This is a genomic window from candidate division WOR-3 bacterium (assembly GCA_039804165.1).
In the GTDB taxonomy this organism is placed as follows: Bacteria; Hydrothermota; UBA3072; order UBA3072; family UBA3072; genus JAFGHJ01.
Genome location: JBDRZZ010000004.1, coordinates 82439 through 99898 on the forward strand (window position 1 = coordinate 82439; position 17460 = coordinate 99898).

15 protein-coding genes are annotated in these 17460 nt (G+C 34.7%); 4 read left to right on the forward strand and 11 right to left on the reverse strand.

Going from position 1 to position 17460, the window contains the following annotated elements; translation table 11 throughout:
• Nucleotides 1–5: 5 nt before the first annotated feature.
• Genes ABIN61_03100 through uxaC form a run of 7 tightly spaced genes read right to left on the reverse strand, consistent with a single transcriptional unit; the run spans nucleotide 6 to nucleotide 9831 of the window.
• Nucleotides 6–2672, reverse strand: coding sequence for a HEAT repeat domain-containing protein (locus ABIN61_03100; protein ID MEO0293194.1), 2667 nt, complete (start codon nucleotides 2670–2672; stop codon nucleotides 6–8).
• Nucleotides 2673–2721: 49 nt separating this feature from the next.
• On the reverse strand, nucleotides 2722–3630 hold the full coding sequence (locus ABIN61_03105) for an HAD hydrolase-like protein (GenBank protein MEO0293195.1): 909 nt from the start codon (nucleotides 3628–3630) through the stop codon (nucleotides 2722–2724).
• Nucleotides 3631–3656: 26 nt separating this feature from the next.
• Nucleotides 3657–4946 (reverse strand): diphosphate--fructose-6-phosphate 1-phosphotransferase, encoded by a 1290-nt coding sequence (locus ABIN61_03110; protein ID MEO0293196.1) that lies wholly within the window; start codon nucleotides 4944–4946, stop codon nucleotides 3657–3659.
• 17 nt (nucleotides 4947–4963) lie between these two features.
• Complete coding sequence (locus ABIN61_03115) at nucleotides 4964–6211, reverse strand: lactate racemase domain-containing protein (protein ID MEO0293197.1); 1248 nt, start codon at nucleotides 6209–6211, stop codon at nucleotides 4964–4966.
• Nucleotides 6205–7611 (reverse strand): NADP-dependent phosphogluconate dehydrogenase, encoded by a 1407-nt coding sequence (gndA, locus tag ABIN61_03120; GenBank protein MEO0293198.1) that lies wholly within the window; start codon nucleotides 7609–7611, stop codon nucleotides 6205–6207. Before gndA ends, ABIN61_03115 begins: the two co-directional genes overlap by 7 nt.
• A gap of 22 nt (nucleotides 7612–7633) precedes the next feature.
• Nucleotides 7634–8449: an SDR family oxidoreductase gene (locus tag ABIN61_03125; protein MEO0293199.1), complete on the reverse strand. Its 816-nt coding sequence runs from the start codon at nucleotides 8447–8449 to the stop codon at nucleotides 7634–7636.
• Nucleotides 8450–8466: 17 nt separating this feature from the next.
• A complete protein-coding gene (uxaC, locus tag ABIN61_03130) occupies nucleotides 8467–9831 on the reverse strand; it encodes a glucuronate isomerase (GenBank protein MEO0293200.1) in 1365 nt (454 codons plus the stop codon).
• Between the two features lie 253 nt (nucleotides 9832–10084).
• Here uxaC and ABIN61_03135 point away from each other — a divergent pair, with 253 nt between their 5' ends.
• The 4 genes from ABIN61_03135 (at nucleotide 10085) to ABIN61_03150 (ending at nucleotide 14098) form a co-directional block, all read left to right on the forward strand.
• On the forward strand, nucleotides 10085–10978 hold the full coding sequence (locus tag ABIN61_03135; protein ID MEO0293201.1) for a T9SS type A sorting domain-containing protein: 894 nt from the start codon (nucleotides 10085–10087) through the stop codon (nucleotides 10976–10978).
• 138 nt (nucleotides 10979–11116) lie between these two features.
• Entirely contained in the window at nucleotides 11117–12247 is a 1131-nt protein-coding gene (gene proB / locus ABIN61_03140; protein MEO0293202.1) for a glutamate 5-kinase, read from the forward strand.
• A gap of 2 nt (nucleotides 12248–12249) precedes the next feature.
• Nucleotides 12250–13509: a glutamate-5-semialdehyde dehydrogenase gene (locus ABIN61_03145; protein MEO0293203.1), complete on the forward strand. Its 1260-nt coding sequence runs from the start codon at nucleotides 12250–12252 to the stop codon at nucleotides 13507–13509.
• 34 nt (nucleotides 13510–13543) lie between these two features.
• Nucleotides 13544–14098 carry a DUF2179 domain-containing protein gene (locus ABIN61_03150; GenBank protein MEO0293204.1) on the forward strand — a complete coding sequence of 185 codons (555 nt, stop codon included), beginning with the start codon at nucleotides 13544–13546 and terminating at the stop codon, nucleotides 14096–14098.
• 3 nt (nucleotides 14099–14101) lie between these two features.
• Here ABIN61_03150 and ABIN61_03155 read toward each other — a convergent pair whose 3' ends face one another.
• From ABIN61_03155 to ABIN61_03170, 4 genes are read right to left on the reverse strand one after another with little or no spacing between them, the layout of a single operon-like run.
• A complete protein-coding gene (locus ABIN61_03155) occupies nucleotides 14102–15457 on the reverse strand; it encodes an NADP-dependent malic enzyme (GenBank protein ID MEO0293205.1) in 1356 nt (451 codons plus the stop codon).
• A complete protein-coding gene (locus ABIN61_03160; protein ID MEO0293206.1) occupies nucleotides 15458–16066 on the reverse strand; it encodes a FumA C-terminus/TtdB family hydratase beta subunit in 609 nt (202 codons plus the stop codon).
• Nucleotides 16067–16068: 2 nt separating this feature from the next.
• Nucleotides 16069–16929 (reverse strand): fumarate hydratase, encoded by an 861-nt coding sequence (locus ABIN61_03165; GenBank protein MEO0293207.1) that lies wholly within the window; start codon nucleotides 16927–16929, stop codon nucleotides 16069–16071.
• Nucleotides 16930–16932: 3 nt separating this feature from the next.
• On the reverse strand, nucleotides 16933–17439 hold the full coding sequence (locus ABIN61_03170) for a methyltransferase domain-containing protein (GenBank protein ID MEO0293208.1): 507 nt from the start codon (nucleotides 17437–17439) through the stop codon (nucleotides 16933–16935).
• Nucleotides 17440–17460 lie beyond the last annotated feature (21 nt).

A 17460-nucleotide genomic window follows, 5' to 3' on the forward strand; every position in this document is an offset into this window, starting at 1 on the left:
AAAACCTATTTTACCTTCTTTAGAAACCTCTCTATGATACCCTTAATAATATAACTTTTCTCATTTGGAAGAATTTCTAAAAATAAAGTTTTTACATCCTCTCCTCCAAGAAGTGAAAGCCCTCTAACAGAAAATTCCCTTTTTTTCCAATCCGAATTTTTTACATATTCAAAAAGTAGCTTTTTTACTTCGTCTTTATAAAAACTATCACTATATTTCTCTATTGCTTTTGAAACCACAATCAAAAACTCAGGAGGAAAATCTCCTCTTAAATTTTCTTTTATATAAGGAATAATAAGAGTATCAAATTGAACCAATGAATTTATAGCAGCTGATTTCACTATAAGAGAGGGAGAATTAATAAGAGGGAGTAAAGGCCTAATTGCAGCTGTATCTCTTATCTCCCCTAAAGCTGTTATAGAAACGACTAAAAGACGTTCATCTTTTAAAGAAAGGTAAGAAATTAATTTATTAACAGCTCTTTTCTCTTTTATTTTACCAAGAGAATAAACAATTGTTCTTATAAGCTTTTCTTCTTCCCTGGAAAGAGCTGAAATAAGAGAATCTCCAAGATTTTTCAAATTTAATTCTCCAATTAATAAATAAACATTCCTTCTTGCTTCTTCCTCGTTTACCGAAATATATTCCCTTAAATAATTCTCAACCAATAAAGAATCCTTCAATTCCTTTAAAAATTTTATTATAGCCCTCAACTCAAGAGCATCTTTTGTATTAAGTTTATCCTCAAAAATATACTTAATGGATTCTTTTTCTCTTTTTAAAAGAGCCTTTCTTGCTTCTTTCACTCTATCTTTGTTATTCCCAACCTCCCACTCTGAAGCAATTTTAAAAATTTCTTTTATAGACATACGAGAAAAATCTGGAACCTTTCTTTGAGGAATTTCTTCTCTTTCTTCACTATTTTTATCAATTCCAACACCATAATCTCCATTAATCCAGTAAGTGTCATCACTCCCTCTTCCCTCAGGATAAAAATCTTTACCCATTAAATCTACAAAAATACCAATTCCAGAGAAACCCCGAGAGTAATTTGCATCTCCTATTCCAAGTTCTTCAGTAATATTATAAACATCTTCCCCAGAAAGGTCTGCAAATATACCAATAGAGTTGTGAAGCCCAAGCCCTACCCCACCAGAAACCATATACCAATCATTTCCCGAAGAATCTATAAGAATACCACAAGAAAGATCATGTCCTTCTCCTAATCCAGGACCTTTACTTGAAAAATAGACATCATTTCCTCCAATATCAGCAAGAAATCCATAGGAAAGATGAATTCCCGTACCTTTAGAGTATTCGGTAGAAAGGTATTTATCTTCACCTTCCTCATCTAAAAGAAAACCTGCAGAACACCAATAACTTACTCCCTGGGCGTATACATCTCCATTATAAAAATCATTTCCACTTTTGTCATAAAGGAAACCAATCCCTCCTCCAAAATCTGGTCGTCTTCCCAATCCAAATCCTTGCGCCATAGAAAGAAATGAATTAGGATTAAGAGGGGTATTAAAATACTTTCCTCCCGCATAATAAACATCTGAACCACAAAAATCTGCCAAAATTCCAAAGCCAAGGGTGCTTCCAAAACCTTCCCCAAAACAATCCGTAGAATAAAAATCGTTTCCAGAATGGTCTAAAAGTATCCCAATTCCAAAATTAGCAGCTCCAAGGGAAAAAATCCCTCCTTTATAAAAATCATCCCCTTCAAAATCTTCAATAAAACCAAAACCAAGATAACCACAGCCAATAGAGAAATGAGTTCCATAATATTTATCATTACCACCAAAATCAAAAATAAATCCCACACCACCAAACCCTGAACCAATAGATATTATATCTTCTCCTAGATACACATCATTCCCTTCAACGTCAACAATAAAATTCAAGGCTAAACTTGAATCTAAAAGACCAATACCACCTCCACAATTAATATAATTATCATCTCCTCCCGGATCAATAACAAATGATGCTCCTTTATACTCATCTTTTCCTCTTGTTCCAACAAAAATTACACCAAATTTAGATTCAAATTTAAGAGGTAGAACTCCATCTTCTATTTTTCTAAGTAGTTTTGGAACTTCTTCTGCAATCTGAATTATCAAAATCCCTACCCGAATTAACTTTTCAAAATCTACTTTCTCAACAATCTTAATAACCGTATCCTCATTTATTCCAGCTGTGTCAAAAGAAATATTATATTTATTAAGTAAAACTACCTTAAGCCAATCATCCTCTGGGGAATCTTCATTTTCCCATCTACGAGGCAAAATAGAAAGTAATATCAATCTTTCTCTTCTATTAAGACTTTTAAAAGCTTCCTGGTAAAGTCTACCTGCCTCATTTATTATAGAAACTAAATCAGGTAAAGAATCAATGGGTAATGAGATATCTTTAAAAGAAAATCCTAAGTCTTCGGAAATGGTTTTTATAAGATTATTTTTTGAACCGTTTAAAGCTTTTTTTATTCTACGAACATATTTTTCCCCATTTAAAGGGGATTCCATCAATTCTTTCACTATAGGTAAAACAAAAGAAACTTCTGCCCAATCCAATCTTGGAAAATCAAAAGCCTCTTTTTCTAAATTTAGAATCTCCAAAGCATTGTTTATCTCTTTCTGAGGAATAAAAAAAATAACTAATAATAAAACCATAAAATAATCTATTTAGCCTTATCCATCTTTAAAACCCCCTTAGGGTTTACTAACTAACCCAAGGTGGATTCTCTGGTAAACACTTATCAAACTCTTCCAAAAGTTTATCTTGATAATTACCTTTATATTTCTCATTTAGAAAAAGGTCTATAGCCTCTTTATAAAACCTTTCCCAGGAAATTTCCTCTTTCCCAGGAATTATGGGATAAAATAGAGCATTATTCGCCTGGGCTGCCTTAAGGTCTCCGGGAGCGTCTCCTATCATTAAAATATGATCCTCTTTGTATTTTCCTCCTGCTGTAAGCTGAAGATGGTCTTTTTTCTTTCCTAATTCTTGTCCCGCAATAATGCTTGCATATTTATCAATTTTGTGTTCCTTCCATTCCCTTTCTAAAGCCTCCCCTGGAGTAGATGAAACTACTATTATATCTGCATTTTTAGAAAGTCTCTCAAGACTTTCCCTCACCCAGGGAAAGGGAGGGATTCCCTTCACGATTTCCTTTATAGCCCAATTTACCTTCTCACTCCATTCTAAAACAAGTTTCAGTTCTCTTTTTTCTTCTTCATTCTCAGATTTTTCAATAGCCATTTTAAGACCTTCATTACTAAGGAGACTATTTGGATCATCCACCCATTTAAAATAATAAGGAAATCGAGGAACTTCAAAATTACGTAACTTAACCATCGGGTGAGAAGGTAAAAGCTCACTTAAAATCCTTTTCAAGGTTACGTGACGATTGGCCCCCCTTGTCTTAGAAAAAAGATCCGCAAATTCCTTACATTCTCTTGCAGCCTGAGCCACAGGTTGAAGACCAAAATAACCAATCATCCAAGGGCAAAAACACTCTCTTTGTTTAATCCCCATCGTATCAAAAACGCATCCATCAGAATCTATTCCTACAAAAAACTCATTTTTAGGTTGAAATTCTAATAATTTCTTTTGAGCCTCTCTAATCATTTAACCTCCTTTTTCGAAATTCATCATTATCTATAAGCCATAGGAACATATTCTTTTAATTTCTTCTCCGCAAAGATTGGTTTAAACCTTGCAAATCTCATTAAACCATCTTCAAGTGGAACACGAACCCAATTTCCTTCTATTAAAGGTCTTGCATAATTAATAAAGTCATCTGTTACATCAATCCTATTTGGAGCAATCCAGGAAGATGGGAAAGTTCTCTCGGAATTAGCAACTTTCTCAAGAGGCACTTTGCTATAATAAACTTCATAAGAAGAAGTATCTTTTCTTAAAATTGTTGCCATATAACCAGAATCTCCAGAAGCCGCAATATTCACAGCTTCCTCTCCTACTTTATAAGCTTCTTCCAAGTCAACTTCTGAAGCATAAACAATGGCATTTCTCTGATCGGTTCCTGGAATTTGCATTCTCGCAGCTCCATGAGCTTTAAGCCCAACCTTATTAAGGAAATTTGTTACTATCTGAGCAACTGTGGTTTCACTTGAAGAATACTCAATATGTCCAAAAAGATCTTTCTTCTCTCCAAGATCTCCAACAGGGAAACCCTCACTTATAACTACTATCACTCTCCCACTTCTCTTTAGTTCATCATTCACATTATCTGCAAGTTCTGAAAGATTTAATCCGCTTTCTACTAAATAAATCTGAAGAGGTAATTCTCTTTCAGGATCCGCAAGACGAGCAGAAGCTGGAATAAATCCAATCTTCCTCCCCATGGCTTGGATAACAAGAACTGGATCACTTGGACAAGAACCTTTATTCTCTTCATTGGCATTTTGAATATAAAAAGCCCAATATCTCGCTACACTTCCATAACCAGGAGTGTGGTCTATTAATTTAAATTCAGAGTCTCCAACATCATTATCAATTGTTTTAGGAATCCCTGTAACGATAAGATCAAGACCCCTCTCTTTTGCAAGGAGTCCCACTTTATTAGCAGTATCCATAGAATCATTTCCACCTATATAAAAAAAGTAACCAATATCATGGGCTTTAAAAACTTCCACAATGCGTTCAAAGTCCTCTTCTTGGCTTTTTTTCAGCTTATAGCGACAAGTCCCTATAGAACCCGCAGCAGGGGTAGTTTTAAGAAGATCAATCTCCTTTTTATCTTGAGCACTTATATCTAATAATTCTTCTTTCAGAACCCCTTCAATTCCATGAAAGCCACCATAAATTTTCCCAAATTTCTCTGGAAATTTCTTGCAAGTTTCTATAACCCCTCTAAGGGTGTTATTTATAACAGGTGTTGGACCACCTGATTGTGCTACAACAACATTCTTAGGTTTATTCACGTTTTACACCTCCATTTTTATTTTAAGCGATATAAAATTTCTCCTGCATTCCAGACAAGAAGTTTCCCTTCATTTTCTTTATTCTCCCAAGAGGACAAATCAATCTCCTTTGGATCTCTATATCCCAAATTTATAAGTTCACATCTTTCCTTAGGAATTCCGGTAGCAAGTATTACATTTATCCTAGGTTTTTCAATCCCATCTTTATAAGTTCCAATCCCTTTAACATGAGTAGAATGTGCTTTTATCCCTCCAGGAACCCAGGAAAATTTTTCCTCCTGGGCAAGAAAGTAATCTCTTACATGATAACCAACCTTATCTAAAATCTTTCCGTGAGTGTAAGAAACCTCAGTAATGTGGGGAGCGTAAATTATAAGTTCTCCACCATCCTCTACAACATTCTCAAGCTTATACATAACTTTTCCTGCTGTCCAAAGATCCTCATACATCTTTGGAGCAACTCCAAGAACCTCTTTAAAAGGTTTATCTTTATATATTATATGGAGTTTTTTAGAAAGCTCCACTGCTTTATCCCAGGCTTCTTCTGGAGTTCCAATAAATAAACCACTTAATTTTCCATCTTTAACAACAAGACTAAAACAAACCTTCGGAATTTTAATAAAAGAAGAGGCAAGATCTATAACTTTCCTCACAGGCGTGTCTTTTATTCCATTTATTTTCATATTGGTTATTAAAGCTCCAAGCCAGTGAAAGAAATTTAAAATCCGAGGCCCAGAAATGCCTGGGAAAAAATATTTATTTCCTCCAGAAAATCCCACAACTTCGTGGGGGAAAGTCGGTCCTACAATTACCAAAATATCATAATCTAAAACCATTTTATTTATCTCCACATCCACTCCTTCCCTTATTAACCCTTCCGTAATCTCTTCAATTTTCTCTTTCGAGATAGTCCCTATTCTCACAAGAGAAGAAGGATCATTCCATTTGTGATTAAAAAAGTTTATGGTAGAATATTTCTTCTCTTTCTCTTCCTTTGTAATCCCTATAAGTTTCAAGATTCTATCTTCACTTAAAGGAGGATGAGTTCCAAGAGCAATAAGATAATCCAATTTTTTTACCTTATTTCCAATTAAATCATATATTACTTTAAAAAAAAGAGGTAAAGGAGCTGTTCGGGTGTGATCTGGGATTATAACAAGAATTTTCTTTCTTGAAAACTCTATATCTTGAAGCACTTTTGAGGAAAATTCCAGCACCTCTTCTTCTAGTAAGTGCCCCTTCTCCAATCCCTTACCAATTACCATTGGGTGTGGAAAATTCCTTCTTTATCCACTCTTTTATAAGTATGAGCCCCAAAGTAATCCCTTTGTGCCTGAATAAGATTTGCAGGTAAACGTTCCTTTCTATAACTATCATAATAAGCAAGAGAAGAGCTAACCACTAAAGAAGGAATCCCAAACTCCACCGCAGTTTCAACAACCTTTCTAAGAGAACTTTGTGTGTTATTTAATACTTCTCTAAAGTAATCATCAAATAACAAATTTGGAAGGAGAGGATTCTTCTCATAAGCTTCTGTTATATTTCCTAATATTTTAGATCTTATTATACAACCTCCCCTCCAAATTCTTGCAATGTCTCCGAGCTTTAACCCAAATCCATATTCCTTTGAAGCAGCAGTTAAAAGAGAAAGACCTTGAGCATAAGCAATAATCTCGGAAGCATAAAGAGCATCATGAACCTCCCTTAAAAATTCCTCCTTATCTCCATTAAACGTAAGAGACGGACCTTTTAGTAATTTTGAAGCTTCAACTCTTAAAGCCTTACAGGCAGAGATAAATCTCGCCTCCACAGCAGCATCAATTGAAGGAATAGAAACTCCTAAATCCATAGCATTTTGAGAAGTCCATTTCCCTGTTCCTTTTTGAGAAGCCTCATCAAGAATAAGCTCCACAATAGGCTTTCCTGTCTCTTCATCTACTTTAGCTAAAACTTTCCCAGTTATTTCTATAAGATAAGAACCTAAAACACCTTCATTCCACTTAGAAAAAATTTCTGCTTGTTCCCTTATGGGTATCTTAAGAACATCTTTCATTAAATCATAAATCTCTGCAATAGTCTGCATAATTGCATATTCAATCCCATTATGAACCATTTTTACATAATGTCCTGCACCACCTGGTCCCATGTACTCACAACAAGGTTCTCCTTCTACCTGAGCTGCTATCTTTTTAAATATAGGAGCAATAGCATCATAAGCTTCTCTATGACCTCCAGGCATAATGGAAGGTCCTTTTAGAGCACCTTCTTCTCCTCCACTTATACCAGTTCCTATATAAAGAAATCCCCTTTCGCTAACCTCTTTTGCCCTTCTCTCTGTATCTTTAAAAAATGAATTTCCTCCATCTATTATAATGTCACCTCTAGAAAGATGAGGAATTAATTCACTAATCACCTCATCAACAGGAGAACCAGCTTTAACCATTAAGATAATCTTCCTTGGTGTTTCAATTGAATTTACGAATTCCTGGATAGAATGAGTTCCAATTATGTTTTTTCCCTTAGCCCTTTCCTCCAAAAATTTATCAACTTTTGAGGTTGTTCTATTAAATACAGAAACAGTAAAACCCTTACTTTCTATATTAAGAGCAAGATTTTCCCCCATCACTGCAAGACCAATCAATCCTATATCTGCTTTCTTCTTCATTTATAAAAAACCTCCTTTCTCTCTAAACACCTCCAAAAGCGGAGAACCCCCCATCAATAGGGATAACTACTCCATGAATAAACTTTGACCCTGGAGAAATTAACCAAATCACTGTAGAAATAAGATCCTCCGGGATCCCAAATCTTTTCATTGGAGTATGTTCAATTATAGCTTTTCCTCTTTCTGTCAATTTAGAGGTTTTCTCATCTATCAGTAAAAATTTATTCTGTTCGGTCAAAAAAAACCCAGGAGCAATTGCATTCACCCTTATTTTATCTGAGTAATTTTGAGACATATATACTGCAAGCCATTTTGTAAAATTACTTACAGCAGCTTTTGCAGCAGAATAAACAGGAACTCTAGTAAGAGGACTAAAGGCTGACATTGAAGATATGTTTATAATAACTCCTTCTCCTCTTTCAGCAATAACTTCTCCAAAAACCTGGGAAGCAAAAAAGGTCCCTAAAAAATTCAAATCAATCACCTCTCTTACAGCTTTCTCTTGAAGCTCAAAGAAAGACAAATTAGGTCCTGTAGTGGCTAACGCCTTATTTCCTCCAGCTCCATTTATCAAAACATCCACTTTTCCAAATTTTTTTAAAATTTTTTCTTTAGCTTCTAAAAGACTTTTTCTATTTTCTACATCTGTTTTAACTCCAATATTTTCAATATTTCTTTTATCTAAATCTTCACTAACTTCTCTAATTCCACCCTCGGAAATATCAAGAATAGCAATTCTTCCTCCGAACTCACCAATAGCCTTCGCTATCTCAGAACAAAGAATACCGGCTCCCCCTGTAATAACAACCACTTTTCCTTCAATATCGAAATATTTCATTATCTCCTCCATAAATATTATAATTTCACAAGTCTTTTTGTGTTCAGATAAGAAACATCTTCAACAATTCTAAGAGCCACTTCAAAAGGAATCTGACCTCTTTCAACCATCTTTCCAACCACATTACATAAAGTTCTTCTAAAAACCTCAATCCTAGAACCATAAGATAAAAGCTTTCTTGAATCACTCACCATTCCCAAACAGTTTGCAAGAAGATCTACAGAACTCGTGTAATTAAGATGAAATTCAATTCCAAAAGGACTATCGTTAAACCACCATGGAGCTCCTATCATCACATTAGGAAAAGCTCGTGCAATTGTTGTAATTGTAGGAAGATGGGTAGGATCTAAACAATAAAGCACAATTATAAGATCTTCAAATTCATTTAGAAAATATCTCAATCCTTCTGCGAAATCTATATTTTGAGTTGAAATATCACCTCCAGAATCAGCGCCAAGAGTCTTATATAATTTTCCCCTATAATTTCTCAAAGCCCCAATATGAAGTTGAATAAACCAACCCGCATCTTTATTTATTTTCCCAATCTCATAAAGCATAAAAGCCTTAAATTTACTTACCTCTTCTTGAGTCAATTCCATTCCTCTATATGCTTTATCATAAATCAAAGAGACTTCTTTTTCTCTCACAGGAAAAGAATAAGGCCTCTCCAATCCAAAATCACAGGAAATACACCCATGTTCTTTAAAATATCTTTGGCGTTTTTCTAAAGCTGAAATTAGCCCAGAAATACGAGAGGTATTTTCCTTTGTAATTTCTCCTAACCTTTCTATATAATTTTTCCATTTATCTTTTTTCTCAATCTCAATAGCTTTATCAGCGCGCCAAGTGGGAAGGATTATCGGACTATCCATTTCTTTTTTAATCATTTCATGATTCTTCAAATCATCTATCGTATCATCAGTTGTGCACATAAGCTCTACTTTCATCTCTTTCAATAATCTCCTTGGTGAAAGATCTCCTCTTTTCAAAATAGAAGAGGCTTCTTCCCATATTTCCATAGCAGTTTCTTTTGATATAAGCTTTTTTATCCCAAATCTCCTTTTTAAATCCAAATGAATCCACTCATAAGTAGGATTCCCAGCAAAAGAAGGAAAAACTTCTGCAAGAGCAAACCATTTCTCCTTATTTGAAGCATCACCAGTAATCTTATCTTCACTAACACCTCTTCTACGCATCAATTCCCAAACATAATGATCAGTTGCTCCCACTATTTCCCAAATATCTTTGGGTGATTTATCTTCTAAAACTTCTTTTACATCAACATGAGAATGGAGATCTAAAATTGGTAAACTTTTAACTCTCTCAAAAAGCTCCTCGGCAATTTTTGTTTCTAAAAGATATCTATTATCTAAAAATTTCATAATTTACCGCCTTTTTTATGATTAAAAAGGAAACCATTTTCTTCGTTTTTAAAGGTAATTGAAAAGTTCAATCTGTCAAGTGCATATCCAAAACTTCACAAATTTGTCACAAAAAAATTACTCTTAGGGGGTTCAAAAAATCCCCTTGACAGTAAATTAAAAGAGTTTATATTATAAAAAGAGTTTTTATGAGTAAGGAGATAAAATTGAAGAATCGTCAAAATATTAGGTTAAACCAAAAAGGAGGTGAAGCGTGAAGAAATTCTTGGTGTTATTCTTGGCTTTTGTGCTTCTTGTGCTTCCTGCTCTTGCAGTCACAGTAGACTTTGAAGATAGGGAGATAGACTCCGAGAACATTAGACCTTTTGCCAAATATAGACTCTGGAAAGATAGAGCTATTCCAGCCCCTAAGGTTATAGGAAGTGAGCAAGGACTTCCGGTTCGCCATGGAACAAGGGGACTTTTACTCCCACTTGTTGATACTTCTGGCTTATTAACAACTACATCGAGATGGCTCCTTATTGCAAAAGATTCTGCAAGAGGTGGAGGACCTACTCAGAACGCTTTTGACCAAGAAATCTGCAATAGCTTACAATTCGGTGATACATTATGGTATTATCTATATGTCCCAAGTAGCGCTGTTCAAAAGGTAGATTCTATTGTAATTTTTGAGAGAGACTCTGACTGGACTCACGACCTTTACACAATTTATCATATTCAGGATCTTACTCCAGATGCATGGAATGAGCTAATATCAACTGTTTCAGAGACCAATTATAAGGGCGAAGCTCTACAACTCCGCTTTATTCAGACAGACTTTGAAATTTATTCTGATTCAAGTTACTTAAACCCAGCTTGTTCACTCTATTTTGACTACTTCTCTACAGATGGACCATATGGCATTTTAATAAAAGATAAAAATGGAATAAAGCTTGAAGCTTTAATCAACAAGATAAAAATTTCTTCGGAAAAATCGGCTCTTGCAATGGTTTCTGTTTACGGAGTGGATGGAAGTAAGAAGATGGATTTACCAATAATGATTCCGAACGAAGTTGAACTTACTGATTTACCAGCCGGTGTATACTTTGTTAGAGTTGTCTCGGGCCCTGGCTCTGCCCAGATAACAAAGCTTTTAGTTGTTAAGTAAAAAGAGGGGGATAGGACCCTAAACCTAATATTTTGACGATTCTTCAATTCTAAAAAGAGGAAAAAATTCCTCTTTTTTATTTAAAGATTAATCTAAAGCATATTGACAAATAATCTTGATTTTTTATATTACCTAAAAATGAATAAAAAATATAAAAGAATCGTTGTAAAAGTCGGAAGTTCTGTAATAACTTATTCCTCAGGAAAGCTAAACCTTACGATGATTGACAACATTGTAAGGCAACTTGTGGATCTTAAAAATCGTGGTAAGGAGATTATCGTTGTAACTTCAGGAGCGATTGGAGCTGGAATGGGTGAGTTAGGTCTTGATAAAAGACCGAAATTAATAACAGAACAACAAGCAATGGCAGCCATTGGGCAGGGGCTTCTTATAGGAGTATATAATAAATTTTTGAGAGAGTATGGAGAAAGAGGAGCACAAATTTTATTGACTTCAAGTGATCTTGAAGACAGAACTCGCTATTTAAATGCCTTTAACACATTAATGACTCTTCTTGAATATGGAGTTATCCCTATCGTAAATGAAAATGATACGGTTGCAACAGCTGAAATTAAATTTGGAGATAATGACACTCTATCCGCAAAAGTGGCTGGACTTGCAGAAGCTGATCTTTTAATAAACCTAAGTGATGTTGAAGGACTTTATAAGGGAGACTTTTTAAAAAAGAGAAAAAAAGACATTATTCGGAAAGTTGAAAAAATTACTCCAGAAATTGAAAGTTTAGCAGGAAGTAAAGGAAGCGAAATAAGCATAGGAGGAATGGTAACAAAGATCGAAGCTGCAAAGATTGCTGTAGAATCTGGAATAACAATGGTAATTGGTCCTGGTTATAGAAAAAACGTAATTATAGACATCGTTAATATGCTTGAAAATAATAAAAAATATGATATTGGAACAACATTTTTACCTACAGAAGATACTCTTTCTAAGAGAAAGCAATGGCTTAGCTTCAATCTCCCAATTTGTGGGAGTTTGGTTGTAGATAAAGGTGCTGAAGAAGCAATTGTAAAAAAAGGAAAAAGTCTTCTACCTGGAGGAATTGTGGAAGTAATTGGAAGTTTTCCTTCGGGAAGTTTAGTAAAGATATTAAATGAGGAAGGAAAAGAAATTGGAAGAGGTCTTGTTGATTATTCAAGCTCGGAAATAGAGAAAATCAAAAGGCATCACTCAAGTGAAATATTCTCTATCTTAGGTTACGTAAATCAGGAAGAAGTAATCCACCGAAGAAATTTAGTAATAGGAGTTTAATAATGGGGATAAAAGAAGAAGTAATCGCTCAGGCAAAAAAGGCAAAAGAAGCTTCAAGAGTTTTAGCTAAAGCTTCAACAAATCAAAAGAATGAAGCCTTGCTTAATATGGCTAAAAATTTGGAAGATTCTATTGATAAAATAATTGCTGCTAATAAAAAAGATATGAGCTCTGCAAAAAAAGCAGGGCTTAGCAAGGTCCTTTTGGACAGATTAGAACTAAACGAAAAAAGAATTAAAGGAATGACAAAAGGGCTTAGAGAAGTTGTTCAGTTAGAAGATCCAGTTGGAGAAATTATTGGAATGAAAAGAAGACCTAATGGTCTTGAAGTTGGAAAAGTGAGAGTTCCTCTTGGAGTAATTGGAATAATCTACGAAGCAAGACCAAATGTTACTGTAGATGTTGCTGGTCTATGTCTTAAATCTGGAAATGCTGTTATTCTTAGAGGTGGTTCTGAAGCTTTTAATTCTAATAAGATATTAACGGAAATAATTCAAGATGGAATTAGTAAGGTTGGTTTACCGAGGGAATCCGTCCAATTAATCCAAACAACGGATCGCAAAGCTGTTGATGTTTTATTAAAATTAAACGAATATTTAGATGTTTTAATCCCAAGAGGTGGAGAAAGCTTAATCAAACGAGTTGTAAGAGAATCGAGAGTTCCAGTTATAGAAACAGGAACAGGAAATTGCCATGTTTATGTAGATTCCTATGCAGACATTGATATGGCTATTAAAATTGTTTATAATGCAAAAACAGACCGCCCCAGTGTTTGCAACGCAGCAGAAACTCTTCTTGTCCACAAAGACATTGCAGAAAAGTTTCTTCCCCTTATGTATAAGAAATTTTCTGAAAAAAATGTAGAACTTAGAGGATGTCCTCTTACAAGAAAGATTCTACCTGATATAAAAAAAGCAACCGAAGAAGATTGGTATAAAGAATACCTTGATTACATTATGGCAGTGAAAATTGTGAATGATATTGATGAGGCTATAAATCACATAAATAAGTATAGCTCTAAACACTCTGAAGCTATTGTCACAAACCACTATGAGAATGCAAATAAATTTTTAAGAGAGGTTGATTCCGCAGCTGTATATGTTAATGCTTCCACAAGGTTTACTGATGGAGGAGAATTTGGGCTTGGAGCGGAAATTGGAATAAGCACTCAAAAGCTCCATGCAAGGGGGCCTATGGGCCTTACTGAACTTACATCCACCAAATTCATAATAAGAGGCAACGGGCAAATAAGAGAGACTTAAAATAAAAACTCCATTTAATTTTAAAGGGGTCTAAATGCCTATTTCATTTTTTGATACATGGATTTTTACCTGGATTATATTACCAATTTTAATATTCCTTTCAAGAGCGGCTGACGTATCTCTTGGGACTATGCGAATCATATTTGTCTCAAAAGGACAAAGATTCTTTGCCTCTCTTTTAGGATTTTTTGAAATTTTAATTTGGATTGTTGCAATTACAAAAGTTATGCAGAATATAACCAATTTCTTTTATTATATAGTTTACGCTGGAGGTTTTGCAACAGGAATCTATCTTGGGATAATAATCGAAGAAAAACTTGCTCTTGGACTTTTTAGCATCCACGTTTTTACTACAAACGATGCAAAAAAACTCCTAAAAATCCTTAGAGATAATAACTATGGAGTAACAAGCAGAATTGCTCAAGGTGAAAAAGGAAAAATAAATGAGCTTTTCATTGTAATTAGAAGAAAAAATCTAAATCCTGTAATGAAAATCTTAAGAGAGTATGACCCCAGTGCTTTTATTTCTATTGAGGATGTGCGATTTGTAAAAGGAGGAACTTTTCCTGACCTTTCAGATAAAAAATGAAACTTACATAGGAGGAGGTTTTATTAATCCCTCTTTTATAAGAAGTTGGGTTTCATTTCTTGATTTGGTTATTATTTCTATAGCTTTATTCCTCAATTCGTTTTCACTCAAATAAACTCTCGCAACTCCCTCTTCGATCGCTTTAAGTCCTACTGCAACAGCTTCATTAACGAAAACCTCCCATTCATCCATCGAAGGAACAATGTAAGTTTCTTTTAAGCCTTTCTCTTCAGCTGTTTTTGCAATAGCATAAGATGCAGCTATTATCATTTCATCAGTTATTGTCTTTGCATTTACATCAAGAGTTCCTCTAAAAATTCCCGGAAAACCAAGAGAATTATTTATTTGATTCTCAAAGTCTGAGCGACCAGTCCCTACAATCCTCGCTCCCGCCTCTTTTGCTTCCCAAGGCCATATCTCTGGAATTGGATTCGCCACCGCAAAAACAATTGCATCCTTATTCATTTTTCTAATCCACTCTTTTTTTATTGTGCCGGGTCCGGGAGTAGAAGCTGAAACCATAACATCAGTTCCTTCTATAGCTTCTCCTATATCACCTTTTTTATCTTCTCCATTTGTTATACAAGCAAGTTCCCATTTATAAGGATTAAACTCCTTATTTCTCTCAAGATCTTCTCTACCTTTATGAAGAATTCCTTTACTATCAGCAACCACAACATTTTTTGGATCTACCCCAGCCTTAAAAAGAATTCTACAAAGAGCAATATTTGCTGCTCCAGCTCCTATAATTGAAAACTTCGCTTTATGAATCTCTTTTCCAACCAATTTCAACGCATTAATGATACCCGCAAGTTCTATAGAAGCAGTCCCTTGTTGATCATCATGCCAAACAGGAATTTCAAGGTCATTACGGAGTCTATCAAGAATATAAAAACATTTAGGGTTTTCAATATCCTCAAGATTTATTCCTCCAAAGGAAGGGGAAACTATTTTCACTGTCTCAATAAATTTCTCTGGATCTTTTGTATCCAGAACCAAAGGAAAGGCACTCACTCCTCCAAGATATTTAAAGAGAAGACATTTCCCTTCCATCACCGGCAAACTTGCAAAAGGGCCAATATCTCCAAGTCCAAGAACTCTTGTGCCATCAGAGATTACCGCTACATTATTCCATTTATTCGTAAATTTGTAGATAAGAGAAGGATCTTTATAAATCATTCTACAGGGTTCTGCTACCCCGGGAGTATACCAAACGCTAAAGTCTTCTAATTTACTTACAGAACACTTTACAGAAACTTCTATTTTCCCTTTGTAAAATTCGTGCCACCTTGGAGCTATCTCCTCTGGAAGTTTAGCCTTCCTTTTTAAATTTTCTATTATTTCATTTTCTTTCTCCATTTATAACTCCTTAATAATTCTTCTTTTAATCTTCTCTAAGTTTTTCATCCACTTCCTCATAAGATCATTATAAAAACTATTTCCCCTTGCATCCATAGTTACCAAAAGAGGTCCAAAGTTTTCAACTTCTAAAATCCAAAGAGCTTCTGGTATTCCAAGCTCCTCCAAGAAATAAACATTTTCTACTTTCTTTATACATTTTGCAGCAAGAACTCCTGCTCCTCCTGGAAAATGAGTATAAACTGCACCCACTCTCTCTAAAGCTTTTAAAGTCTTCTCTCCCATTCCCCCTTTACCAATTATCATTTTCACATTAAACAAACTCAAAAAATCACTTTCAAGATTTTCCATCCGGATTGAAGTTGTTGGCCCTCCTGATAGCACTACCCATTTACCTTTCTCCTTTCTTACAATGGGTCCTGAATGAAAAAGAGCCATTTCATGAAGATTAAAAGGAAGTTCCTTTTCATTCTTTTTTAATTCAATTAATCTTTTATGGGTTTCATCCCTTGCGGTAAAAACCTTACCAGTTAAGAAAATAATATCCCCAATAGATAAAATTTTAACGTCTTTTTCTAAAAGAGGGGTTTTAAGGTAAAACTTTTTCATTTTTATATAACTTCTATAGAACCATCATTCTTTATTCTAACAGAGCTTCTTCTATTTGCCCAACATTGGATAACTATTCCTAAAGGAAAAGAACCCGGATGACGATAAGCGTATTCAATATGAACATCTAAAACTGTGGTTTTGCCTCCTAAACCCATTGGGCCTACCCCGGATTTATTTATCAATTCTATTAACTCTTCTTCCATCTTTGCTATCCTTTCTTCTGGATGTCTCTCTCCAATCTTACGGAAAAGAGCCTTCTTGGCAAGGCAAAGACAAACTTCAGCACCCCCACCTATCCCAACACCCAATATAGTTGGAGGACAAGGTTTCCCTCCTATATTTATAATGTGTTCTAAGATAAATTTTTTAGCTTCAAATATTCCTCCCTCAGGATTAAGCATTCTTAAAACACTCATATTTTCTGAACCTCCACCTTTGGGCATAAAATTTATTTTGCACTCATCGCCCTCTTTAATATCCCAAATGATGTAAGGAAGGTTCCTACCTGTATTATCCCCAGAGTTTTCCCCTGTAAAAGGGTTAACAGCATTAGGACGCAAAGGAATTTCTTTCGTCGCTTTTTTAACCGCTTCTTTTATAGAATTTCTTAATTCACTAAAATACTTGAAATTACTTCCGGCTTCTATATAAAAATTCATTACCCCAGTGTCTTGACAAACTGGTATCCTCTCCCCAAGAGATATTTTAATATTTTCAAGAATCGCTTCAAGCTGAGTTTTAGCAATTCCTTTCTCCCTTGCCTTAGCTTTTTCCAGGGAACTTATAACGTCTTTAGGAATTTCTATTTCTGCCTTTTTGATTGCCTCTATTATTTTTTCTTCTAATTTTTTCTCAAACATCCTTTAAAAGAACTCTCTTTCCTTAGAATGCTTCTTTCCCACAACAACATTCTCCAATCTTTCTGCTTTCATCATTGTGCTTAAAAGACCCATTTGAATTTCTGCACGTTCTATAGTTGATTCTATTATGAATATTAGCCCATTATTCTTTAAAACCCTCATAGCCTCTTTATAAGCGCTCAAAGGTTCCGTTCCAAACTGTTCTAACCACGGAACAGAATAAATAAAAAAAATTCCATCAATTGACTCCTCGGAAAATGGAAGGCAATTTGCATCCGCTTTCAAAGGAAAAATCCTCTCAAATACTTCCCTACTAATTCTCTTTTTCTCAAAGGATTCTATAAGCCTCTCTTCAAAATCTAACATCCTTTGGTAGCGATCTATAGCGAAAACTGTTAACCCTCTCGAAGCCAAAAACACAGAAGGTTCAATATTATCCCACGAGCCCATATCTATTGCTTTTTTTCCAGGACCCAAAAAAGAATCAATAAAAATTTCTTTGTCTAACATAATTAAAAATTAACCCTTTAA